The 26728-nt window shown below is 61.4% G+C and carries 1 protein-coding gene; it reads right to left on the bottom strand.

Annotation, left to right across the window (positions count from 1 at the left end; all coding sequences use genetic code 11):
- Positions 1-1026 precede the first annotated feature (1026 nt).
- Entirely contained in the window at positions 1027-26382 is a 25356-nt protein-coding gene (locus HNQ65_RS17065; RefSeq protein WP_184341120.1) for an autotransporter-associated beta strand repeat-containing protein, read from the bottom strand.
- Positions 26383-26728 lie beyond the last annotated feature (346 nt).

The raw sequence follows: 26728 nt of genomic DNA, 5'->3' as shown, positions 1-26728 counted from the left end.
GACCGCGCGCCTCATATCCGCCGCAGCTGTGAAGAAGTCTCCAGGCAGGTGGCTGTCGGACAGAGGTTGCTTCATGGGATGGGGACATGGCACCGCTCTAACTCGTCATGGCGCTCAATGCCTCAAGGGCTCAGGCTTTTCCACGCTCCAATGACGGCGCACCTATTTGAGCGCCTGCGCAGCCACAGACCCGAATCTTCGGACCCGCACAGCGGTTCCCTACCGGCCGTGCGGCAGGCGCTTATCTTGGATGGCAAGGATGGCTGTGTGCGTGCTTGGATTATACCACCATCTGTTGAAAACGGGTCTGTCTCAGAGGGAGAGTTTGCTGCGGAAGACTTGGGGGGCGGAGTCGTATTGAAGCGCGTTCTGAAAGCGGGGGCCGATGTGCGGCGGAGCGCAAGGCAGACGCTGCTGGTGAACGCGGTGTGATGTAGAAAGTCTTGGGTTTGCTTCCCAGCCGGTGGCTTGCAGACCCAGGGTCGCCTCGCTGAGGCTCGGCTGACCCTGGGCTCAATTACGCAACCCCTTTGGGGTTGGCGTAAAGCGGGGCTGAGTGACGAAAAGAGAACAGACCTGTTTTCAATGGGTTGTGGTATAATACCACACTCCATTGAAAACGGGTCGATTTCGAAGCCAGTGAAAACTCGGTTCTGAAGAAAAGACTTTGTGTTGAGGTGGAGATTTCAAGGCAAATCAGGCAGCCAGTGCTTGCATGCCCACCCTATTTAGACCAGTTCTCGAAAAGCCTGTCACATTGCCCGGGCGGCGGTGCGGCCCCATTGGCTGCGTTGGTCGCTTGCCTGTTATTTTCAAATAGCAGGCGTCGCTCCCGCCTTGCCACTGGGGCCGCTGCGCTCGCCGGTTCAATCGGACATTCTTTTCGAGAACAGGTCTATAGCCATTCGCCAAACTCATTTCCGTTTTAGCGGACTCTCGTGGCGAGAAATTTATGGGCTCCGACGGCGGCTGGCTGGGGACAGCCAGCCCTACCTGCGCTGGGCATGCGCGCGCCCGGCACGAGGATCAACGGATCGAGCGACGGCGGCGGAAGCAGAGGCCGAAGAGGCCGAGCATGAGGAAGAGAAGGCGGGAGGGTTCAGGAACGACGACGATGACGCCGCTGCTGGCAAAGAGGTCAGTATTGAAGGAGAGGCCGCCGGCCAGAACCGCCGAGGTGTAATCGAACGACGGCGTGCCGCCAATGGTGCCGACAGCCGTCCAGTCGACGAGCTTGAAGACATCGCCATAGACCGGGGTGTAGCCGTAGAGGAGGGAGTCGATCTTGATCGTACCATTGATGGTGGGTGTGGAGGAGCCGCTGACCAGGATATTGTCGTGAAGGTTGGTGCCTGGAACGTAGGTGGTCCAAGAGGAAGGCACGCTGCCAACGAGACCGGTGAGATTGTTGCTGGCGTTCATCTGCGCCAGAACCGTGGAGGCGTCGTTGGTGGTGGCGCCGCCAAGCTGCATGAGGAGGGTGCCGCCGGAGCTGATGGTGAGATTGCCGCCGACCGTGAGCCTGCCTTCCGCCGTGATGCCAGGAGCGACTGTGCCACCGGCGTTTACGTTGAGATCTGCGCCGATGGCGCCGGTGCCGGCGAGGGTGCCGTTGTTGACATTGGTGGCTCCGGTGTTGGTGTTGACAGCGGTGAAGACCAGTGTGCCTGCGCCCTCCTTGGCAAGAGTGCCGCCGCCTGTGACGACACCGCTGACCGTCAGGGTGGTGGAAGCAGCAGTCTCAAAGGTGCCGCCGCCAGCGCCCACGGTGACGCCCCGGCTGGCACTGAGGGACATGGTGGCGGTGGTCTTCAAGCTGCCGGTGGTGCTGCCACCGCCGAGGGTGAGCTGGTCGGAGACATAAGCGCCCGGAGTGGTGCCCAAGTTTGCTTCCGAGGAGACCTGGAGGGCTCCATTGCTGACGGTGGTCTTGCCGGTGAAGGTGCTGCTGTTGTCGCCGCTGAGAATCCAGGTGCCGGCACCGACAGAGCTCTTGAAGAGGCGCTGAGAGCCGGTGATCTGGCCGCTGATCTCGCCATTACCCGCGCCGCCGATGACGAAATCCTGGGTGCCTGAGCTGAGGCTGACAGGGCCGGAAACCAGCAGGCTGGAGCCCGAGGCGGAGAGGATGCGGACGCGGTTGGAGGCGTCTGTGCCCGTATTGACGGTGAGGCTGCCGGTCCAGGTGTTGGCACCGTCGGCATTGCTGAGGACGGCATCTCCTGCCGCGCCAGCTGCAAGGGAGAGCGTTTCACCTGTGACGGTGATGCTGTTGGAAAGCTGCAGCGCGCCGCCGGCGGCGACACTGGTGCCGTTGGTGGTGCCGCCGAGAGCGCCACCGTTGGAGATGGCAAGGACGCCCGCCGAGACGGTCGTGGCACCGGTGTAGCTGTTGGCAGTGTCGAGAGCCAGGGTGCCGGAGGTGGTCTTGTTCAGCGTGCCGCCACCGTTGAGTTCCAGCAGGTTTCTGAGAATGCCGGCCTGGGCATTGAAGGTGATGGGGGTTGAGGAGCTGCCAATGGTGCCATTGGTCATGTCGAGCGTACCGCCATTCAAAGTGATGGTCACCGTCTCGGTGCCGACGCCGTTGGTATAAGCGATGTTTCCGCCGACACTGAGGGAGCCGGTGCCGGTGATGTTGATCGCATTATTGATGGCGTTCTGGGCAAAGAGCGAGGTGCTGCCCATGCTGATGTCATTGGTGACGGTCACTGAACCGGCGCTGATGTTCAGCGTGGCGGCGGCCGTGGTGGCGACGCCAGCGGAGGCCTGGTTGGAATTGACGGCCATGTTGAGCGTACCGATGGTGGTGGTGCTGCCCGTGACATTCACGGTGGCCGTAGCGCCGCTGGTGGAGCCAGCAGCTCCGCTGCCCGCGTTGCTGCCCATGTTCAGGGTGGTGATGGAGGTGGTGCCGAAGCCGCTGATATTCAGCGTGGCGGTGGTGGCACCTGTGGTGACCACGGTGCCGGCCGAATTGAAGCCCATGGTAAGGGTGCCGATGGTGGCGGAGGTGCCGACCGTCGTGCCACCCAGGGTGAGCGTGCCTGTGACGGCAGAGGAAGTGAGAGTGGTGCCGCTGCGGATGGCGAGATTGACCGTGGTGGCATCGAAAACACCGGTGTCGAAAACGAAGGAACCCGTGCCATTGCCACCGCTGCCAGCGCTGCGGGTGCCAATGCCGAGGGTGCCCAGGAGCAGGTCAGCGCCATGGGAAGAGAGATCGACCGCGCCGCTGATGCTGAAGCCCGTGCCGGCGTTGCCGCTTTGAACATTCATGTCTGCACGCCCGGTGCCGGCGAGGTTGCGAATCTTAAGCGTACCCGTGGAGCCGCTGAAGTCGAGAGTGCCGACAGCACGGTTGGCCGAGCCGCCGATGGTGACGGTGTTGGCATTGAATTCATTGGTGCCACTGCCAAGCTTGATGGTCTGAGTGAAGTTGCCGTCTGCTGAGTCTGAAGTGATGGTGGTGGCAATGATGGTGGAGCTGGCCGCCAGAATGAGCGTGGAACCCGCCGTGCCGGTGCCGCCCGCATTGGTGCCCTGGCCGACACGGAAGGTGCCGGTGCCGAGGTTGGCATAGAAGGTGGCGAGGCCGCTCATGTCGAAGGTACCGGCGTTGCTGATATTGGTGGTGGTGCCATTGCCGATGAGGACGCTTTGATTGGTGGGGGCACCAGCGGCACCGATGGTGAGGGTGCCCGCTCCGGTGACGGTCAGATTGGTGGTGGAGGTGGAGGTAGAATTGTAGCCGATGGTGACAGCGTTGTTGAAGCGGAGGGTCTGGCCGCTGCCGATGCTGATGGTGTTGGCAGCCGGGAGTGCCGCATTGGTCTGGACCAAGAAGGCACCGGTGAAGGTGGCGCTGCCATTGTCGAGATTGAGCGAGCTCAGATTGGCAGAGCCAGCCGTGGCACCCATGGTGAGGCCGCCGGTGAGAGCCGCTGCGGTGGTGATGGCAGTGGTGCCGCCGTCCAAGGTGGTCAGGCCGGTGTAGTTGCTGGACGCGGTGGAGCTCAGTCCTGCGAGGGTGAGGGTGCCGGTGCCGTCTTTGTTCAGGGTGCCGGTGGTAGTGGCGATGCGGCTGTTGATGGTGACATTCCCCGAGCCGCCGACGGTGAGGCCAAAGGTGGCCCCGGTGATGCTGCCTGCGTTGCTGAGGGTCAGGGTGCCTGAATCGGAATTGATACGAGTGGCGCCGGCGAGGGTCACAAGACCGCCGAAGGCATTAGTGCCAGAGATGTTGCGCAGGACACCACCGTTGCTGATGCCGGTGCCGGTGATGGTGAGAGCCTCGGCCCCGACGGTGATGCCGCCCTGGATTTCCAAAGCCGCGCCAGAGGCGACCGTGGTGCCGGCGGCTGTGGTGCCCAGAGCGGTATTGTTGCGGATATTGAGAACACCGGCGGTGACCGTGGTCAGCCCCGCGTAGGTATTCGCGCCAGCGAGGGTAAGGGTACCCGCGCCGGATTTGGTGAGGGAGCGGTTGTTTCCGCCGTCGCTCATATTGCCACCGACGGTGAGATTCTGCGCAGCAGTGGTGACGGTGAGGCTGGCTCCCAAAGCCACGGTGCCGGTGCCCAGATTGAGGCTTTGCGTTCCCGTAAAGGTGAAGTCGCCATTGAAGTTGAGGGCGCTATTGGAAAGCGTGGCGAGCGCCGCGCCGGTGTTGTTGAGCGTGGTGCCAGCACCGATGGTGAAGGTGCCGGTGCCGAGCGCGCCGTCGCTGTTGAGGTTGAGCGTTCCAGCGGAGAAGGTGAAACTGCCAGCGCCGGAGCTGCCAAGGCCATTCAAGGTCAGGACGCCCGCTCCGGTCTTGGTGACGCTGCCGGTGAAGGTGACCGGGCTGGAGAGGGTGAGGGAGGAAGCGCCGGTGCCGTTCACGGACCAAGTCTGCGAGGTGGCGGCAATGACTGGGGCGCTGATGGTGACCGCGCCGCCATTGGCCGCCACGGCAATGCCGTTGGTCGAGCTCACAGGAGCAAGGGTGAGCGTGCTGGAGGCACCGCCAGTGCCGGAGCTGATGGTGACGGAGGTGATGGAGGCAGGCACGCTGGTGAACTGGAGGCTGTCGATGGCGAAGGCCTGGTCCAGGGTGGTGGCGATGGTGGTGGCGGAGGTGAAGGGGGCATTGGCGGCACTGAAGATGACCGCGTCTGCACTGCCCGGTGCTGTGCCCGGATCTGTGAGGCCATCGGCCGTGCTGGACCAGTTGGTGGAGCCCGTCGGAGCCCAGGAGCCACCCGCGATCTGGCCGGTCCAGTAGCGATTGCTGAGGATGTAGGTGCTGACGGAGACGAGGGTGTCCGTGGCATTGATGATATAATTGAAGCCGCTGGGTGCGTTGCCAAGCACGTAGTTGACGGTGCCACCGGGATTCAGGCCGCCATTGGCAGATTGGAGGAGGTTGTAGGTGGTCAGTCCGGCCACCGAACCGAAGAAGTCGAGGGTGATGGTGCCATCCACGGACGCCGTGCCACCTGCACCGAGGGTGATGCTGTCGTTGGTACCGAGGCTGGTGAGCTCAAGGCCAAGGTGCGCACCGTCATGAAGTGTGAGCGCTGAGGCTGCGCTGCCGAGAGTGAGGGTGTCGATGACCGAGTTGTTGAAGTTCATGCTGCCCGTGCCTGCGACGGTCAGCGTGCTGATGCCGGAGGGGCTGAAGGTGGCCTTCAGGGTGCCGTTGTTTACGATGACGCCTGCAGCGCCGCCGTTCAGGGTGGTGGTACCGGAGATCTGGACAGTGCCCAGACCGGACTTGATGAAGCTGCCGCCGGTGCTGGTGACGCTGGGGATGGTGAGGACGCCAGTGGCATTGGCGACATCCACGGTGCCAGAACTGGTGCCAACAGCGACCGAACGGTTCAGGGAGGTGGTGGTGGAGGCGGTGTAGCTGATGCCGCCGCCATCGAGAGTGACCGAGGTGGTGTTTCCAAGAGGCCCACTGGTGGCAGGGGCACTGCTGAAGGCGATGAAGCCGCCTTTGACCGTCAAGGGACCGGCAAAGGTGTTTGCAGCAGTAAGCGTGAGCGTGCCCGTGCCGGACTTGGTCAGGCCCAGATTGTTTTCGTCGGTGCCGGTGTTGCCGAGCTGGCCGTCGAAGGTTGAATTGGAGCTAGTGTTGACCGTGAGGGTGGAGAGGGTGGGAGAACCGCCGACGATGCTGTTGAGCGTGTTGGCAGCGACGCTGCCCTGGATGCCAGCCACTTCCTGATTGAAGCCATTCAGCTTGTATTTGCCAAAGGTGGTGGTGCCGGAGGTGGCCTGCAGCCTGAGGATGGTGGTGATGGGGAGGGCGTTGTTGACAGCGTTTTGAACGGTTATGCCCTGGGAGGTGAAGGTGGTGAGGTAGGTGTCTCCCGTGTAGGAAGACTGGCCCTGGAGCACGTAGAGGGTGGAGCCGTTGTTGGCCGCACCGCCAGCGAGGGTCAAGTCTCCTGTGCCAACGATGCCCTGGGCGATGTTGATGGTGGCGAGACCGGCCTGATAGGTGTCGAAGGACGCGCCCCCAGAAAGAGTGATGAGGCCGCTGAAGGTCCAGGTGCCGGTATTTGCATTCATCAACACGGAACCGTAGGAGTTTGCCGCCGAGCCCACACCGGTGCCGCTGAGGGTGAGATTCTCGGCGACTGTCAGGCTGCTCTGCAAGCGCAGGGCGGCACCGCTCTGGACGATGGTGCCGCCTACGGTGGAACCCAGAGTGGCCGCAGCGCCGCTGAGAGCCAGCACACCGCTGGAGACGGTGGTGACGCCGTCGTAGGTATTGGCGCCGCTCAGCGTGAGCTGGCCGGAGCCTGCCTTTGTGAGAGCATAGGCGCTGCCCGACTGGCTGATGGCACCACTGACGGTGAGGGTAGTGGCCGTGTCCGTGACGGTCCAGGTCTGATCCGCGCCGAGGATGACGGGTGCGCCGATGGCGAGAGCAGCGGGGGCACCAGTCTGCACATTGATGCCAGAGGTGGCCACGGTGGGAGTCAGCGTGAGAGAGCCGCCGGTGCCGGCATTCACGTTGATGGTGCCGAGCGGACCGGAGCCGACGATGTTGTTGAAGGTAAGGTCCTTGATGCTGAAGGCGGCATCCAAGGTGGTAGTGAGCGTGGTGCCGGTGATGCCGGTGGCGCTGAAATAGACGCTGGTGCTGGCGCCGGGAGTGCCATTGGCGGAAATGGTGCCCTGAGTGCCGGCGCTGTCGGAAGCGAAGTTGGTATTGCCAGTGCCAGAAGCGACGCCGGACCAGCTGGTGCTGACGCCTCCCTTCCAGTAGAAGTCCCCAGTGGCGGCCGTGGTGGAGAGCTGCACGACGGTGGAGGTGGTGGGAACGAGGGCGACTTTGAGACCTGCGACACCCGTGATGGTGCCGAGTGTGTAGGTGGCATTGCTGAGACCACCGCCGGACGCGGTGAGGAGGTCATAAGTACCCACACCCTGACCGGCGAGGAAGTTGAGGTTTAACTGAACGGTGTTGGCCGTGGTGGCCGCGGCGGAAGTGATGTAGCGGTCGTAGGCGCTGAAGGAGCCCAGTTCCATACCGAGGATGGCGGTGCCGGAGCCAGCCCCGAGGTTGAGTGTGCCAGCGCCGAGATTGATGGACTGACCGACGGTGTTCAGGGTGTTGAAGGTGGCACCGCCTGCAACGGTGATGCCAGTGGTCTGGAGGGCTGCTCCGGCGGAGCCAGTGATGCTCAGGACACCCGCGCTGACGGTGGTGGTGCCAGAATAGCTGAGGGTGGCATTGCTGAGGGTCTGGGTGCCGGTGCCGGTTTTAATCAAGGAGATGGCACCAGCGGTGTTTTGGATCACCCCGGCAAAGGTGCTGGTCTGGTCATTGCCCCCCATGCTGAGGCTGGCGGCGCCAGCGGCGGTGTTGTCGAGAATGGTGGTGCCTGCGCCGCTGCTGGCAAAGCCATTGACGGACTGGCTGGTGCCATTGAGATCGAGCGTGGCAGTGACGGCAGTGCCGGGGTTGATCGAGACATTGCCTTTGCCGGTGCCGTTTGGCATGACTGAGCTGGCCCCCATTTTGACCGTGCCGGCCGAGATGGTGGTGGTACCGGTGTAGGTATTGGCACCGCTGAGGGTGGTGACGCCGGTGTTGGTGATGGTCAGCGCGTTGTTGGTGGTGGTGCCGACGCCATTGGCGATGACGCCGCTGACGGTGGTATTGCCAGAACCTGCGATGGTCAGGGTGCGGGCAGTGGTGGTGTCATTGCTGATATCAATGCTGCCAATCGTGAGGGTGCTGCCTGCGCCGATGTTGTTGGTGAGCGTGCGACTGGCGGCGGAGACACCGGTGAGCTTGCCGTTGAGATTGAGGCTCTGCGTGCCGCTGACGGTGACTGCGGTCAGAAGGATGGCATTGGAGAGGCTGCGGGTGGCGTTCAGGGCCTGGATGGTGCCGGCGGTGAGAGTCAGCAGACCGCTGGCGGCGCCGCCATTGGAGCTGCCATTGAACTGAATGGTGCCGGTGGTGAGGGTGATGGCGCCGGAGCTGCTGTTGCTGCCGGAGAGGACGAGAATGCCGGTGGAAGCATTCATCGTGGTGAGGCCGGTGTATGTGCTGGCCCCTGCGAGGGTGGTGGTGGCACCAGCGCCGGTGGTGGAAATCGTGACCGCGCTGGAGAGACCTGCACCGTTGGCGTCCTTGATGTCTCCAAGGATGGTGGTGCTGGCGGTGCCTGCAATGGTCAGGCCGCCGTTCACGGTGAGGGAATTGGAAAGGAAGACACTGGAACCCGCCTGGCCGATGGTGAGGGTGCCGCCGCCGGAGATGTTGTTGGTGATGGTGCGCACGGCAGCATTCACGATCGTAAAGTTGCCGCTCATGGTCAGGCTCTGGGAACCCGCGACCGTGACTGCGGTGAAGAGGGTGGGATTGGAGATGGTGCGTGCTCCGCCAACTGCGGAGATGGTACCCGCAGTGAGCGTGAGAGTGCCTGTGGTGGCGATACCGCCATTGACCGCACCGCCGAACTGCATGGTGCCTGCGGTGAGGGTGGTGGCACCGGTGCCGCTGTTGCTGCCATTGAATATGATGTTGCCAGTGGTGAGAGTGGTGGTGCCGCCGTAGTTGCTGGCGCCATTGAGCGTGATGGTGCCCGTACCACTGTAGGTGAGGCCGCCGGCCGTGGAGGTGCCGCCATTGGTCACGGGACCATTGATGATGACGTTTGCCGAGCCGTTGATCACATCGACGCGGCTGGTGGCATTGTTGCTCAGCGCGTAGCTGCCGAGGACGAGAGTGTTTCCAGCGCCGTTGACCGTGATGGTGTTGGTGTTGTTGCCGGTGGTGTTGGTCATGGCCCCCAGGGTGAGAGTCCTGGCGGTGCCGCCGATGGTGATGGTTTCAGCAGCAACGCTGTTATTTACTGCGCCGGTGCCAAAGTTGAGGTCGTTGCTGCCGGTGAAGGTGAAGCTGCCGCCGAGGGTGACGACGTTGTTCTGGCTAAGAGTCAGGGCAGCGCCCGTGATGTTGTCGATGGTGCCGCTATTGATGATGATGGTACCACCTGCGAGGCCGCCATTGCTGGCTCCGGTGTTGTTGAGGAGCAAGGTGCCGGCATTAAGGGTGGTGCCACCAATGTCGCTGGTGTTGGTGCCGGAGGCTTTCAACGTGCCGGAGGCGTTGTTGACCAGTGTGACACCATCATAGCTGTTGGCTCCTGTGAGTTCCAACAGACCTGAGCCCAGATGCTGCAGTCCACCGCTGCCAGAGACCACGGCGCCAAAGGAGACGGTGTCGCTGCGGTTGAAGGAGAGAGAGCCGTTGTCGGTGATGGTGGTGCCGTTGCTGAGGCTGCCGGTGGTGCCGCCGCTGCCGAGCTGCAGTGTAGCGCCCGAATTGATCTGCGTGACGCCGGTGTAGGTATTGGCGTTGGTCAGTGTGGTGGTGCCTGCAACGATGGTGAGCCCGGTGGTTCTGGTGCCAGAACCCAAAACATCCTGGATGACACCGCCAAACTGAGAGGTGCCATTGATGCTGAAGATGGAGTCCGAGGTGGTGCTGCTGTTGCCGACGGTCTGGCTGGCTGCGTTGGCACCCGCTCCGACAGCAATGGACGCCACCGTCTGATTGAAGCCGGAAAGGTCGAGGACACCATTGGTGGCGCCGAGGCCGAGGGTCAGCGAACCGATACCGAGGCCGCCATTGGCGCCCAGCTGAACCGTGCCCTGGCTGACGGTGGTGCCGCCGGAGTAGGTGTTGGTGTCTGCAAGGACCAAGGTGCCCCCACCCGTGATGCTGATGGCAACGCTCCTCGAAGCGCCATTGGAAACAAGACCACCAAAGGTGCTGGTGCCGGCAGAATTGTAGGTGAGGGTGGAGTTGGTGGTGCTGCTGTTGTTGGTGATGGTCTGGTCCGGGGCGTTGCCTGCGGTGGCCAGAGAGCTCACGGTGAGATTGAAACCATTGAGGTCAAAAGTACCGCTGGTGCCAGCGGCACCTACGACAACCGCCGAGCCGGAGGGCACAGCCGTGGCGCTGCCGAGAGCAAGCACGCCCTGGGCGACGGTGACACCGCCGCTGTAGCTGTTGGAACCGGAGAGGGTCTTGACGGCCGTGGGAGAAGACATGTTGATGAAGACAGATCCCGAGCCGCTGATGTTGCCGGCGAAGGTGGAACTGTCAGAGCGGCTGAAGGCAAGCACGCCATTGTCGAGAATGTTTCCGGTGATGGACCCGGTGGTGCCGCCATTACCGATCTGGAGCGTGCCGCCGGTGATGGTGGTGGAAGAGCCGGTGCCGAAGCTGTTGGTGCCTGCCAGAATGGTGACGCCCGAGATGTTTTCAAAAGTACCGGAGCCGGTGATATCACCCGAAACAAGGAGACCGGTGCTGGTGGTGTTGAACTTGAGGGCACCGTTATTGATGATGTTGCCAGAGATGGAACCGCCCGCGCCGCCGTTGCCCACATTGAGGGTATTGGTGGAGTCGATCGTGGTACCGCCCGTGCTGCCAAGAGAGCCGGTCAGTGTCAGTGTGCCGCCACCAGTGACCTGGGTGGTGCCGGAACCAGTGATATTTCCGGTGTAGCCATAAGAACCTGTGCGGTTGAAGATGAGCACTGCATTGTTGGTGATGCCACCATCTCCGACGAGGGAACCCCCAGCGCCGCCAGCACCGATCTGAAGCGTGCCGCCACTGATGGTGGTGAGCCCGGTGTAGGTGTTGGAGCCCGTCAAAGCAAGGCTGCCATTGCCCGTCAGGGTGAGCCCCAGCTTGCCAGTGGCGCCATCCTGCAAGACGCCTGCAAAGTTGCTGGTAGCATCTCCGCTAGGCGGGCCGCCAGTGGTCTGAAGATTCAGAGTGAGGGTGGCGTCAGAAGCGCCGCCGTTCTCCACGACAGCAGAGCCGGGAGTGGCATTGGTGTTCAAACCGGCGAGGGTGATGCTGTTGGAATTGATCTGGAGCTTTGTGCCAGCGGCCACGTTGGCGCCGAACAGAAGTCCATTGGTGGTGCCGAGCGCGCCTGAGGAACCGAGGCGGATGACACCGCCATTGAGGATAACACCGCCATTGAAGGTGTTGGTGTTGTTGATGACCACGGTGCCAGTGTTCGACTTGGTAAGGTTGGCCGTGCCTGCAATGCCGTTGATGCCTGTGAGGGTGTATGTGAAAGCGGAGCTGTTGTTGAAGGTGACGGATGAGGGCGAGACATTGCCGTCGGAGATGTCCACCGTGGTGGAGCCGGTGGCGGAGTCGTCAAACAGCACCACGTCTCCCTCGATGTAGGAGGTGGCGGTGCCAGCACCGATGAGTTTCCAGTTCGTGACCGGACTGCCCAGCAGCGTGTCATTGGCGGCCCAGCGTGAACTGCTCAGACCCGAGGTTGTGTCGAAGCCAGTCCATTTGGGATTGTCAGCAGAGAGGGTCAGCGTGACTGCACTGCCAGTGTCTGCAAGAAGACCCGTGGTGCGTGAATTGGTGCCGGCAATTGTGCCAAGGGTGAAGGCGCTAAAACCAGCCGAGCCGAGGATGGAGCCGCCAGTGTAGGTGAAGAGAGTGTATGGAGTGGCATTGCTGTAGCCGGAGGGGGAATTGGCGATGACATTGATGGTGATGGATCCAGCGGCCGCACCCACGGTGAGTGCGCCGATGTTCAGGATGTTTGGCGTGGCCTCAGCGATCCGGCCCACATTGATGGCGCCAGCGCCTGCAAATGTGAGACCTCCTGTCAGAGTCAAAGAGCCGCTTCCATTGACGTCGCCGGCCTGGATGGTGCCACCAGCGGACACCGTGGTGAGAGCCGCGATGAAGCCGCTGCCGCCCAGAGTGCCCGTGGATCCGACGGAGACAGCGGAGGTGGCCAGAGTGCTGTTGACGAAGAGCGTGCCGCCGTTGGCGGAGGTGGCTCCCGTGTAGGTCTGCGCGCTGTTGAGAGACATGCTGCCCGTGCCCACCTTGGTCAGACTGCCGGAGGTTCCAGCAATGACCCCGTCATAGCTGGTGATGCTGTTGTTGCCACCAACAGTGAGCGTGGCTGAGCCAAGGGAAACGTTTCCGCCCGTAGTGCCGCCGCCAGCGAGAGAGCCGATGGACTGGTTGCTGCCATTGAGGTCGAGCACGACGCCGCTGGTGTTATCCAGCGTGAATGCGGAAGAGCTGGAGAACACATTGGCTGCGCCTGCAAGCAGCCTGCCACCACTGACCTGGGTAGCGCCACCATAGGTGCTGGAGCCCGTGAGGGAAAGCGTGCCTGCCCCCGTCTTGACGATGCCGCCGCCCGTGCCGCTGTCACTCAAGGAACCGGAGAGCACGGCATCTGTGGACGCCGAGCCATCATTCACCTGAACGGTGCGGACAGCACCATTGGTGTCGATGCCGTTCTGGAAAGTGACGGTGTTGTCGGAGGTGGAGCTGGAGAGCACCAGAGCGCTGCCGGTGGGGACAAAGCTGCTGCTGTTCCAAGTGACGGTGGCCCCTGCCCCGCCGAGGTTCACATTGCGGGCCGCGCCGCTGGCTCCGAAGCCGCCGCTGCCGGTCCACTGCACCTGATTGCTGCCCGTGCCGAGCGCGCGTGTGAAGTCGGCATTACCGAGCTCGATCACGCCCGAGCCGCTGAGGCTGAGGTTGGAGTTGACGGACAAGGCACCTGCTGAACCGAGCCGCAGTACACCTGCCGTGAGAGCCACCTGAGTGCCGCTGACTGCGGTGTTGGTGCCGGTGAGCACCAGCACACCCGAACCGGACTTGGCAAGCGTGCCAGCATTGAGGGTGATGTTTCCTGCCAGGGTGGCGAGCTTGGAGGCGTCCACATTGATGGTGGCTCCGCCGGTGCCGATGGTGACGCCACGGTTGGCGTTGAAAGACATGTCCGCCGTGAGGCGGAGGATGGCATTGTTGCTGATCTGGAGCTGATCGGCAACGACGGTGGAGGGAGGAGAACCGAGGTTCACATTGCTGCTGATCTGAAGTTCGCCACCGGAGAGGATGGTCTTGCCAGTCCATGGTGTGTTGGTGCCGCCAAGGACCACCGTGCCTGCGCCATTGATGGTGAGATCTCCGGCGCCGGTGATAACGTTTGGCAGAGTCAGCGTGGTGCCAGCAGCGGGTGTGAGGGTGCCGCCAAATCCGGCGATACTGATGCCGCGATTGGAGTCGCTGAGAGAAAGGGTGGCAGTCGTGATCAGCTGGCCGCCGTTGAAGGTGAGCTGGTCAGCGGCGGCGGTGGCGGGGTTGGCACCCAATGCGCCCTGGGCCGAAATGGAGAGGGCACCCAGATTCAGGATGGTCTTGCCCGTGTAGGAATTGGCACCACCCAGCATAACCACCGTGCCGGCTCCTTCCTTGGTGAAGCCACCCGTGCCAGCGATCACGTTGGCAGAGGCAATGGAGAATGTCTTGCCGGAGGCCACTTCAAAAATGCCACCAGCCGCGCCGAGCGTAATGCCAACATTGTTGCGGGAGGCATCAAGGGTGACGTTGTCTGTCATGACAAGCCGGCCGCCATTGAGCGTCCATTGGTCGGCGGTGAAGCTGGCTGGATTTCCGCCGAGATTATTTTCAGAGGAGATGCTGATACCGCCGAAGTAAACACCTGATGTCTGGAACTGCTGTCCGGTGATGGTCGTCCTGCCGGAGTAGGTGTTGAAGCCAGTCAGGGTGAAGATATTACCGCCGATCATGGAGAAGCCGAGTGTGCCCACACCGTCCTGCAAAACACCGTCGAACTGAACGGAGCCGCCAAGAGCCATGGAGGAGTTGCCAACAGTGATGACAGCACCGGCTGCGCTGGAGTTTGTAATCACGCTGCTGGAAGAGCCTCCCAGGCCGTCGATGGTCTCACTGTGGCCTGCGAGATCGAAGATGGCGGAGCCATTGAGCTGCACACTCGTCGTGTTAAGAATCTGATCGCCGCTGGCGGTGTCGCCGCCGAGCCTGACCCTGGCACCGTCTTCGACGGTGAGGCCGACATTGGAGAGGACGTTGATGGCGTTGATGCCGACGGCGTTGACATTGCCGCCGGATTTATTGAGAACCAGAGTGCCCTGAACGACATCCACGGAGAGCACATTGTTTGAGCTGCCATCCAAGGAGACCGTGCCACCGCCATTGATGGTGAGCTGCTGGTAATTGGGGCTGAGGAGAGTGCTGGTGACCGTGCCGCTGAGAGACAAGGTGGCGCCGGTGTCCACTGTTATGGTGCTGGCCCGCAGCACGTTGACGCTGCCGTTGGTCAGAGCCCCGGTGTTGGAGACATCTCCCGCGCCTGTGTAATGAAGGACGGCTCCATTAAGACTGATATTGCCAGCGCCCGAGCCAAGGCGATTGACGGCGTCAAAAGTGACCATGCCTGCGTTCAGGAACAGATTGCCGCTGAAGGTGTTGGCAGCGGACAGGACGAGCTCCCCTGCACCGCTCTTGGTCAGCGCGACGGCATTGCCAGCATTGTCGGTGATGCTGGAGCTGATGTTGAGGGTGCTGAGGGTGTTATCCTGATAGATGACGAGGTCCGCACCTGCGGCCGCACCGGAAGCGGTGGTGAGAGTGCCGCCGGAAATCTTGGAGAGACTGGCCCCCACTGACGAGGTGACGAGGATACCGCCGACATTCAGAGTGTTGGAACCAAGCGTCAGGGTGCGTGCTTCGGCCAGGTTAAAGCGCAGACTGTCTGCGGTGGCATTGGCCGCCAGGGTGGTGTCCACACCCGAGGCAACGGTGGCGCTGCCGGAAATGGTGGTGCCGGTGGTGGGCGTGTAGCTGGAGAGAGTGACAATGGTCGTGCCTGAAACCGCCGCCCAATCCGTGATGGAACCACCTTGAGAACCGACGACCATGAAGGCGGATTTTGTGCCTGCGGCATCCACGAGCAGGCCGTTCTGAGACACCAAACCGCTGCTGACCGTGACTGAGGAGGGTCCGTCCGAGGGCAGGGTCAGAGCCACTGTGCCACCGGCAGCGCGAGTGCCCATGGAGGTGAAGGTGGTGCTGAGAGTGGCACCCGCGGAATTAAGAGTGATGGCGCTGGCTCCCTGATTCACCGTAAGTGCAGCGAAGGCCTGGCTGTTGACGGTGGAGCTCTTGCCAACCAGAAGGAGCGTGCCGCCCGAGAGCGTCAGAGGAGCGCCAACGGAGTTTGCCAGCCCGATGATGTTGGTGGCGGCAGCGGCGTTGTTAAAGTCCGCCTTGAGCGTGCCCTGGGCGATGTTGATGCCAGCGTTGCCATAGGTGGAGGCACCTGAGCCTGGATTCAGGATGGCACCAATATCCAATGTACCACCGCCGGTCTTCGTGTATAGCTGGCCAAGGCGAGCGGAAGCTCCTGCAAAGCCGGAAGTGATCTTGAGCGTCTGGCCGACGGGAACGTCCATCGTGCGGTTAGCGTTATTGGTATTTTCCGTGATGGTGATGTTGGCAGAGGTGGTGACATCCCCTGCCCCGGGAAGAATACCGAAGACGGCGCTGCCGTTGAAATTGACCGTGCGGCCTGCCGTTACGGTATCCCCGAGATCACGGTCATGACCGATGAGGAGCGTAACAGCACTGGAAAGGAAAATGGTGGCGCCGTTGTAGTCATTGGGAGCCACGGAGTTGTTGAGATTGTTCAACTGGACCAAGGACGCGCCACCCGTAATATTGATCACGGTGCTGCCGCTGAGCTTTCCATTGAGGGTGAAACCCGTGGTGCGCGGAGTGAGGGCGATGTTTGCCACGCTGCCCGTCACAATGGAAAGCGATCCGGTATAAGTGATGCGACCGGCCTGGGGAGCAGCGTCCGTTGTGGAATCCCCGCTCAGCACGAAGGGGAAGTTGCTGAGGCCACCGGTGTTGTCGATAACGAGGTTGTTGCTGAGGGTGGCATCTCCGTAGATGGAGGCGATGCCCGCAGCGACGTTCACGGCATTGGCGGACTGCGCATTTTTCAGGGTAATGGTGCCGGAGCCGAGCGCAGCGTCACTGGCGATAAACACCATGGCATTGGAACCGCCGCTGGCATTGACCTGCGGTGTGCTGCTCTGGATGTTCACCCCATGAGTGGCATCGCCAAAATTGTTGGATGAGCCAAGCAGGAGAGTTCCTGCGCCGACATCCAGTGTGGAGGAAGAGCCGGAGAGGTAGTTCAAGCGCGGAAGCACCAGTGTATTCAAGCCCGTACCACCAGCGATGTTGTTGCCGGCTGATCCATTGAACTTATAAGCACCTGCGGTACCCGGGGTGAAAACACCCTGGTAAACAATGGTGCCGAAGGCACCGAAGCGAGCCGAGGCGAATCCTGCGGACTGGAAATTGATGTTGTCCGTGGAACTGACATCGAGATTGAAAGCACCACTGGAACTGGAGGAAACGCGCGAATAGAGGCCGCTGAAATTAGTGGCGCCCTGCAGCACAATGCCACCCACGCCGGAGGCAGAGGCGGAAAGGACCAGCCTGCCGGCTGCATCCACTGGCAGCGCGGTGCTGTCTTTGAAGAGCACATTGCCGTTGGAGATCGTCAAGGTACCGAGGAAGGAGGCATTGTTGCTGCCCGTGATCCAAAGCGTGCCAGCGCCGGTCTTATTGAAGCCGCCAGCGCTGGTGCTGGTGAGCTGGCCGGAGAGCCTGGCGTCATAGGCTGCGTTGTTGGAAGCCACGCCGGCGGTGGTAAAGGCGTAGGTGCTGTTTTCCACCTGAATGGTTCTGGTGGTGAGCGCACCGAAGTCGATCGGATTCTGGAAATCGACCACGCCGATGGAAGGATTGAAACCCGTGCCTGCAGTGGTGCCAGCGCCCTGGTTCAACTGAAGCGCCGAGCCTGTGGGCACAAAGCCGCCTGCGCCCCATGTGACGGTGGCTCCGGCCCCGCCAAGATTGACGATGACAGAACCCGTGGCCGTAGCGGTGCCAGCACCAGCGCTGAAGCCACCATTGCCAAGCCATTGCACCTGGCCAGGCAGGGTGCCAAGGCTCCTGGTGAAGGTGGTGCCTCCGTTGGTGTTGAGCTCCAGTTCGCCGAGGTTGGCACCCGCATTGAAGGTCAGATTACTTTCCCCCAAGGCACTGATGTTGTTGGCAATGAGAACGCCACGATTGATGCTGGTGGTGCCAGAGTAGGAGTTGGCTGCGGAGAGCTGGAAGATCGACTGGTCAGTGCCACCACTGATCACCAGAGAGGTGGGGCCGCCGCCATCGCCGAGCGGAGAGGCAAAGGTCATGATACGGCCCGAGTGGCTACCCGCCAAGGTGAGGGTGCGACTGCCGAGCCCGAGGAAGGCCACGGGTGTGGTGGAGCTGTGGCTCATGTTGTTGGCAGTACTGTTATAGGTCAGGGTGCCGCCATTGAGTCCCAAGGTCAGGTTTTGAGTGACGTTGGAGTTGGAGGTGGAGGTGAGGTTGCCACCATTGAGGACGAGAGAAGTGCCGGCCCCGAGGCGGTTGCCTGCGTCGATGGAAATGGTGCCGCCGTTGATCACCGTGGCACCGGTGTAGTTGTTGGCGTTGCTGGTGGTTCCATTGCTGAGGTTCAAGGTACCGCCACCCGACTTGGTGATACCAAAGCCGTCCGTGCTGCCTGCGATGCCGCCTACGCCAGCGCTGATGGTGAGGGTGCCGCCGCTGTTGACATAGATGGCGAGCTCACCGCCAGTGGACGTGCCTGCGCTGACCATGCCGAGACCGGTGGCCAAGGCGGCAGTGCCGGTGATGCTACCTGTGCCGGTGGTGGCGCTGTAAAGGATGCCGCCGCCAGTGACACTATTGATGGTGAGGCTGTTGGCCGTGCCGAGGGCCAGAGCAGCAGTGTTGGCTGTGAGCCTCAGAGAGCCCGGGGCCATGGCGCTGTTGGTTGTGGGGGTAATGGTGCCAGCGCCAATAGTGAAGTTTGTGGCCGATGTGCCTGTGTTGGCATTGCCCGCATTCATGGTCAGATAGCTGCCGGAGGCCAGGGCGATGATGTTGTTGGAGCCGTCCTTGGTGGCCCAGTCCGTGCCATTGTAGGTGGCCCAACCGCCGAGGATGCCCGAGGCATTCAGCGTGGTGCCCGCGCCTACATTGACCGAGGTGCTCGCGGGAACGGTAGAGAAATTGATGGTGCCGGTGCCGGTGCGAGTGAGGGTGCCGGTGTTGAGCGTGAGCGTGGTGGAGGTATTTTTCACCAGGGTCAGAGTGGTGGCACCACCGGAAAGAACGGTATTGGCAAAGGTCTGCGATGGCGTACCTGCCACTGTGCTGCCATTCAGGCTGAAGATGCCGCCCTGAAGCTGCAGTGTGCTGGAGGGGCTGATGATATTGCTGGTGGTGCCGCCGTTGACAAAAGTGAGCGCCAGCGTGCCGGCGCCCAGAGTGGTGGCACCGGTGTAGGTTTCGCTGCCAGTGGCGGGTCTGAGCCCAAGAATACCCGCGCCGACCTTGGTCAGACCGGAGGTGGAGGCATTGCCAAAAGCGGTGGCGTAATTGACCGTATTGCCGCTGGTCATGACATCGAGCAGGAAGTTGCCACCATTGGTGAGGGTGAGCGATGAACTGTAATCTGTAGTCACCGTTCCGGTGTAGAGCAGGCTGCTGCCAGCGGCCGAACCGATGGTGATGGCACCGGGAAGTGCGTAGGTGGTCAGCAGGCCGAGGACACCACCATTGATGGTTGTGGCACCGGTGAAGTTGGCGGTGGACGGGCCAAGGATGAGCGCACCGCCGGTGACATTGATGCCGCCTGTGAAGGTCTTGTCTCCCAGGAGGTAAACGACGCCTGGACCTGTGGCATTGAAGGTTTTAGCGCCACCGGATTCTCCCACGGCGCCAGTGATGACGAGCGTGGTGTTTGCAGCCGCGCCGAAATTTACCGTGCCGGTGGATTTGGCAATGGTGATCGGTGTGGAAATGGTGCCAATACCACCCAGGGCCATGCCGAAACCGCCTGCATTGGCCACTGAGAGAGTACCCGTGGTGACCGTGGTGATGGTGGTGGTGCCTGTGCTGCCATCACGAATGACGAACGGATTTGAGACGATCGTGCCATCAGCGCCGACAGCGAGAGTGGCAGCGCTGCTGCCGGAGGTATCCCCGACGTTGATAGTAGCTCCTGAGGCTGCATTTGCGGCCGTGTAAACCACGGTGCCGTTGGTAACATTCACTGTGCCAGTGCCCGCAGCACCTGTGCCGGCGAGGACGAGGTAGGTGCCGTTGGTGACGTTGATAGTGCCGGTGTAGGTGCCGGCTGTGGCGCCGCCAATGGAAAGCGCCGAGGCGGTGCCTGTCGTGGTGAGGGTCATGGTCCTGGCGGTACCGCCATCATTCAAGACTCCAAGACCCAGGGTGCTGATGCCGACGCCGTTGACGTTGTTGAGGTTGAAGGTGGGGTTTCCACTGAGTGTGGTGGAAGTGAAGGCAACGTTGGCGACGGCCGGGGAGGTGTTGCCATTGCCGTTGGAGGTTGTGATGGTATTGCCGCCCATCGAGAGGGCGCCCATCGTAATGGTGATGTTTGTGGCCGCGGCTGTGACACGGCCGGAGCTGAGTGTGATGTCTCCATTGAGGGTCACGTTGTTGCCAACGACACCACCTGAGTTGATACGCAGGTCAAGTGTGGTGCCTCCAGCCATGACGATGGCAGCCTTGGCACCCGTTCCACCCAGAGCGGAGATATTGCCCACGCGCAGAGTGCCTGCGTTCACAAAAACGCTGGTTCCGGCTGCCACAGAAGCGCTGTAGTCATTGCCGACCCAGAAGACCCCGGCACCCGTCTTGGTCAAATTGCTGGCCATGCCGAACTGGCCGGCATCATCCATCTGCAGAGTGCCTCCTGAGGCGACATCGAAGGTGCCGCCGCCCACACCCACCACAAAACTTTTGCCGCTACCCGAGGTGATATTCACCGTACTGGCGCCGCTGAGGCTGATGGTGCCACCGTTTTGCACGGTGTAGGAATGAGACCCTGCGGCACCCAGGGTGGAATTGGCATCGGCGTTGTTGAGAGCGGTGGTGTTGAACGAAAAGATGGAGCCTGCGCCGTCAACAACCACGTTTCCGGTAAAGGTGTTCGTGCCCGCGACGGTCAGAGTGCCACCGCCATTGACAGTGAACGCGGTATTCGCAGCTCCGGCCGCAGGTCCGCCGCTGATGACGCCGGTGAGCGTCAGGTTACTTCCGGATGCGACAGAAAACGTCTCGCCTCTGGCACTGCCCGCAAGCGTGCCAAGCGCGATGGCGCGGGAGGTGCTGGCATTTGCGCCGATGTAGGAAAGTGTGGCGACACCTGATGATGTGCCGAGGGTGAGGGTGTTTTGGAAATTGCCCAACTGACCGTCCGCGCTGAACTGCAGAGTTCCTGCCTGGACATTGATGCTGGTGCCGCTGCCACCGAAGACATTGCTAACATTCCCGCTGAGCACCAGTGTGCCTGATCCGGCTTTGGTGAGGCTGACACCGGCAAGGCCGCTGATCAGGCCGCTAACATTGAGCGTGGAAGCGCTGTCGGCCACCGTCCAGGTCTGAGTGGAACCCAGTGAGACGGGTGCGGAGATGCTGACGCTGGCAGGAGCGCCAGTCTGAACATTGATGCCATCTGTGGCGGAGGCAGGCGCGATGGTGAGGGTGTTTGAGCCAGTGCCTGAGGCGATGGTGAGCGAATTGAGAGGACCTGAGCCCCTGTTGCTGTTGATGACCAGATCATTGATCGAGACGTTAGCGTCCAGCGTGGTGGTGAGCGAGGTGGCGCTCAGGCCATTGGCGCTGAAGACCACGGTATTGGCCGATCCTGGTGTGGTCTGGGCATTGGTGAGACCGGAGAGATCGGTGGTCCAGTTGGTGTTTGCACCGCTGAAGGTGGTCCATGAGGAATCCAGGCCGCCTTTCCAGTAGAAGCTGCCATTGACGGCTGCGGTGGGAGTGATGCTGACCAGGGAACCGGTAACGCTGCTGGTGAAGGTGTAGCCACCGAGAAGGAGTTTGTAGGTCGCGGAGTTGAGGCCGCTGGGAGCGGCGAGAAGATTGTAGGTATTGCCCAGTGTGAAGCCCGCGATCGGGGTGACATTGAGATTGATTGTTCCGGTGGTGATGGCGGCGTTGCTGGAGGTGAGAGTGCCGGTGGAGGTGCCTGCCTCAAGGCCGAGATTGGCGGGACCGACGCCGCTGCCGAGATTGAGTGTGGTGAGACTGGAGAGAGCTGTGCCTGCGCCGGTGAGGATGTTCAACGTGCTGCCACCATTCACGGTGACACCCGTAATCGAAGAGGGGGTGCTGATCGCACCACTGATGATGATGGTGCCACCTGTTGCATTCAGGGCTGGCACGTTGCTGATAGAGCCGCTGCCGAGAACCCTGATCCTGCCACCGGCATTGGCTGTAAGGGATGAAGAGCCAGTGATGGAGCCAGAAACAAAAAGGGTGCCGGAGTTTGCCGTGGTGGCACCCGTGTAGGTATTGGCCCCGCCCAAGGTGAGCGTACCATCGCCGGTCTTGGTGAGACCGCCGCCGATGTTGGCACCGGTAGCGACGGCGCCATCCGTGCTGGCCGCTGTGACTGCTCCACCACCGGTGAGGGTATAGGTCGGGGTGCTGGTGTAGCCCACACCGGGATTGGTGATGGTGAAGCCTGCGACTTTGAAAGTGCCAGAGCCGGTGCCGTCATCGACCATGTTGGCGATAGCCGTGGCACCAGTGCCGCCGCCGCCGGTGATGAGAACGAGCGGGGCGCCGATGTAACCAGTGCCCTGCGTGGCGGGTGCGCCGATGCTGACAACACCATTGCCAGTGGGGGCGATCAGCGGCTGATTGATGGTGATATTATAGCCATTGGTGTCGATGACGGCCCCACCACTGTAGGAGCCAAAGGCAGCGTTGACATAGGCATTGCCTGCCAAGGTCATACCGGTCGTCAGGTCCATGAATGACGTGGTGCTGGCGGTCGCCTGCAAAATGCCGCCATTGAAATTGAAGGTGGCCGTCGAACTGCCAGTCGCGCCTTTGACGATGTTGAAGGTTTGCAGGGTTCCGCTGTTGAGATTGGCAATGTTGGTTGCGCCAGAGGCGTTGTTCTGTCCAAAGGAAACCGAACGAACCGTGCCGTTCATGATGGTGCCGCCCAACACATTGAGAGTATAGGTGCCTGTGGTGGCACCAAATCCGATGGCCAGATTTTGAGTCCCGGCAGAGTGATCAATCGTGCCGCCGGTGATGGACACCGAAGCGCCGGCACCAGTTGAGCGTCCGAAGATTAAATATTCTGCCACTGTCAAGGTGCCTCCCGACATCATCACGACGCCCGTCCCTGCATTCCCCGGCTGGAACCGGCCCACACTCACATTGCCGCCTGACATGTTCAAATAGCCGTAGGAAGACGAGACGGCGCCAAACGCGAAGTTGGCGTCAGCCGTCGAAGCTGGATTGATGACCGCCGTGGCGCCCGGAAGAATGTTCAAAGCGGCGTTGGCACCAGAGAAGTTGCCCACAGTGATGCTGTTGCTCGTCATGCTGGAGCCCGGGTTCAAATTAAGAACGGAATTGCCAGCCACACCACCCAAGGTCCATCCGTTCGTAGTGCCGGTATTGACTGTACCATTGATGGAGGTGGCGTAGGTGCCGTTTGCGACTGCTGTGGCACCGTTCAAGGTCATCGCCCCTGTAGCCGTAATGCTGCCAGTCAGCACCAGTGTGCCCGCACCTGTGGCGGTGATGCCGCCGGCACCGGAGATGTTGGAGGTGATGGTCAAATCTGCCGAAGCGCTGGTGCTGTTGGCGATGCTGAAGGGAGACGCCGCAGTCGTCAGATTGATCGTGCCGCCGTTGACCTGGCCGCCCAGGACGTTGGTGGTGGCGGAGAAAGCAATGCCCTTGGCTCCTGAAAAGGTCAGGGTGCCGCCATTGAGATTGATGACAGGTGTGGCCGTGGTCGAAGCACCGGTACCGCCCAAGGTGATCGTTTGAGCGGTGGTGAAAGCACGACCGTTCAAATCAAGGCCAGAAACTGTGCCCGCCACGGTGGGAATGATGCTGATCGTGGAGGATGAGGACAAGGCATTGTCCACTCCGAGCTGGATGTAGCCGTTGTTGATGATCGTGGCGCCGGTGTAAAGGCTGACAGCCCCGAGGGTGAGTACTCCGGAGCCGTTTTTGGTGAGCGCCAAGTTTGCGGCTGTGCCGCTTCCCTGCAGCACGCCAGAGTAGGTGGTGGACATGTTGTTGCCACCCACGGTCAGGATGACGCCTGCTGTCGCCCCGCTGTTGAAGATGCTGCCCGCGCCTGAGATGCCACCGGCGCTGAGCGCGAGGTTGTTCATGTCCAGCGAGCCATTGACGATGACCGTGCCGCCGGAAGCGACCAGGGAAGTGGCCACCGTGGGCTTGTAAGTGACGCCGGTGCCAATGGTCGTCTGACCGGTGTAGGTGGCGGCGACACTGGGGGAGTAGATGGAGCCTGCGGTTCCGGAGTTGATGAGTGAGAGACCGCCTGCGGTTCCACCGACGGCACTGGCGATGGAGAGAGTGGTGCCACTGCCGACGATGTCAAAGGTGGCGGTGCCGCCTGTGAGCGCGAAGGTGTGCGAAGCCGCACCACTGCCGGCGATGGAGAGCGACGAAGTCGTCTGGAAGGTGGCGCCGTCGTTGAGGGTGATGACCGTGGCGGAGGTGGCGTTGCCGAGCTGGTTGTTGTTGCTGACGCTGAGCGTGCCGTTGTTGATGGAGATCGCGCCGGTGAAGGTATTGGCGCCTGAGAGAATCAGACGGCCCGTGCCCGCCTTGGTCAGTGCGGTGGCTCCAGTAGTGCCGTCGGCAATGATGGCACTGATGGTCAGATCGGCTGTGCTGTATTGATGGATGACCAGATCTCCCGTGGTGGCGGAGTTGCTGGAAAGGGTACCTGTGGTGCCGGTGATGCTATAGGCATTGGAACCGGTGAAAAGCAAACCACCGGCGGTGAGGGCCAGATTATTGGCCCCGAGAATGTAGGACTGGCCGGCACCCGAAGGGGCGATCTTCAGGGTGTTGGTGGTGATGGTCCCTGCGGGGGTGACCGTGCCTGTTGCCAGGGAGTTGTTGGTGTCTGTACCGGCGGCCGGAGTGGCGCTCAGCGTGGTGTAGGAGCCCGCAGCAAGACCTGTGATGGGATTGGTGGCCACGCCTCCGTTGGTGGCCCAGTCGAAGGCGACGCCGTCGCTGGTGTAGACGGAACGGAAGCTCAAGATGTTTTGGGCGAGCGTGGTAGTGGAGGTCAGAACCGCCGTGGTGGATGCAGGGGCATTGATGAGCAAGGATGCGCCTGCCGTGGTGACTGCGCCCAGGCTGCCAAGCTGAAGGGTGGTGAGCGTGCCGCCGCTGGGAGCCACGACCATTTGTCCGCCGCGTGCGCCGAGGGTGATGTTGCCAAGGGTTTCTGTCACGCTAGCCCCGCTGCGGCCGGTGACCTTGAGCGTGCCGCCGCCCAGGGTTATGGCGCGGGCGGTGGTCATGCTGCCAGTGGCAGAGCCGTTGACGGTGTAGTTGATGTCCACGGTGCCGGCATTGAGCGTCCAGGCACCGTTGTTGGTGCCCACGCTGGCCGTGGGAGTAGCGATGGTGAGGGTGCCGCCTGAGTTTTTGACCAAGGTCATATTGCCAGCCGTGGCCGAGTTGAAGGTTCCGGACCAAGTGGTGTTCTGGGGCCCGGCTGAGTTGCCGAGGGTCAGCACGTTGGTGGTGGTACTGCTGTTGTTGATGATACCCGAACCGCTGATGGAAGCGACGGTGACGGCGAGGGCATTGATGTCAAAAGTGGCGCCTGAATTAACCGTGAGAGCAGTGCTGGCGGGGAGCGAGCCTGCGACCCCGTTTTGGAGGGTGCCAAAGGCGACGGTGGTGGAGCCTGCGTAGGTGGAAGCGATATTGAGCTTGACCGTGCCGGTGTTGCCGGACGAACCCACTGTGAGTGAACCAGGACCGTTGATGGCGGTGGTGTCGGTCAGGGTCTGGCCCGCAGCAGCAGCAATCGTCCCCCCTGAGGCACCCAGACTGATGATCTGGCCGGCAACCGTCGAGGTGGTGGCGGTGTTGAGCAGGGCGCCGCCATTAAGCAAGACGTAGCCACCGCCGAGAGTGGTGCTGAGGCCGAAGCTGACCGTGCCGGCATTGACGATGGTGTTAACGAGTGCCGAGCTGTTGCTGGTGCTGGAGAGGACAAGCGTGCCGGTGTTGTTTTTGATGAGATTGACCGTGCCTGCTGCTGTGGCACTCCCTGTAATGCCGATGGCAGAAAGAGCCCCGGCAACCGTCAGAGAGTTGGTGCTGGTGACGTCCATGACTGCACCGCCGATGCCGATGGCGACCGAGCGAGTGGACCCAAGACTGAAGGAGCCCGCAGCCTGGAGCGTGCCGCCGTTGAACCTGAGAGTGTTTGAAGCACCGCTGCCGCCGAGATTGCTGGCCGCAGAGATGACCGTTGTTCCGCCTGCGAGGGTCACCAGACCGCCAAAGGTGTTGGCACCGCCGAGCGTGAGGGTTCCGGATCCAAATTTGGTAAAACCAAAGTTTGAACCACCGTCGCTGACCACACCTGAACTGAGGGTGAGATTGCCAAGGCCACCGAGCAGCACGTTGTTACCGAGCACTACATTGGAGGTGATGGTGGCCAGCGTTGAAGCCGTGGTGACATTGACGACCGGAACGAGGCCGCCGGTCCCGCTCAAAGTCAGGGAGTTTCCTCCTCCTGCCAGTGTGTAGCCGCCGACACCGAAGGTGAGGCCACCTGCGGTGATGGCAGATCCAAGCGTGACGGTGCCTGCTGTACCTGTGAATACTGCCGTATCGCCAGCGTTGAGTGAATTGCTCCAAGTCTGGTCATTGATTGACACACCATTCCACCAGCCAGCGTTGCCGATGTTGTTCCAGGTGCCCGTTCCACCCAAGCCAGTGCCCGTTGTTGCATTGCCTGTGGCTGAAAGATCACTGTCCCAGTATAGCGTCGCAGCCCACACGGGCTGTCCAATCTGCCAAAAGGCCATAAGCCCAATCATTACTGAGCTGATGGATTTGCGATGGGTACGTAGTGACTTAATCATAGAGAGTTCTAAAGTACGCTGAAGCACGAATGAGCCATTCAGCGAATAAAGCTTCGGCGCTCCAGTATGAGGGACGGCATTATTTCAGAACAAGAAAAAAGTTGGCTGCATATTTTGACGATTTTTGAAATATTCGGGGCCCTGTGAAAGTTAACGCAGGAGAAATTCAGAAAAATAAGAACATTTGCTAAAATAAATGTTTACGTACCGCTCTCTTTACCCCGAAAGAAAAATGAGCAAACCATAAATATAAAGCTTATTTTTGAGCTGATTTGGCAGCTTTTTTGAA

Origin of the sequence: Prosthecobacter vanneervenii (assembly GCF_014203095.1) — a bacterium.
GTDB lineage: Bacteria > Verrucomicrobiota > Verrucomicrobiia > Verrucomicrobiales > Verrucomicrobiaceae > Prosthecobacter > Prosthecobacter vanneervenii.
The sequence above is the reverse complement of the archived record's forward strand: the minus strand, read 5'-3'. Positions and strand labels throughout refer to the sequence as shown.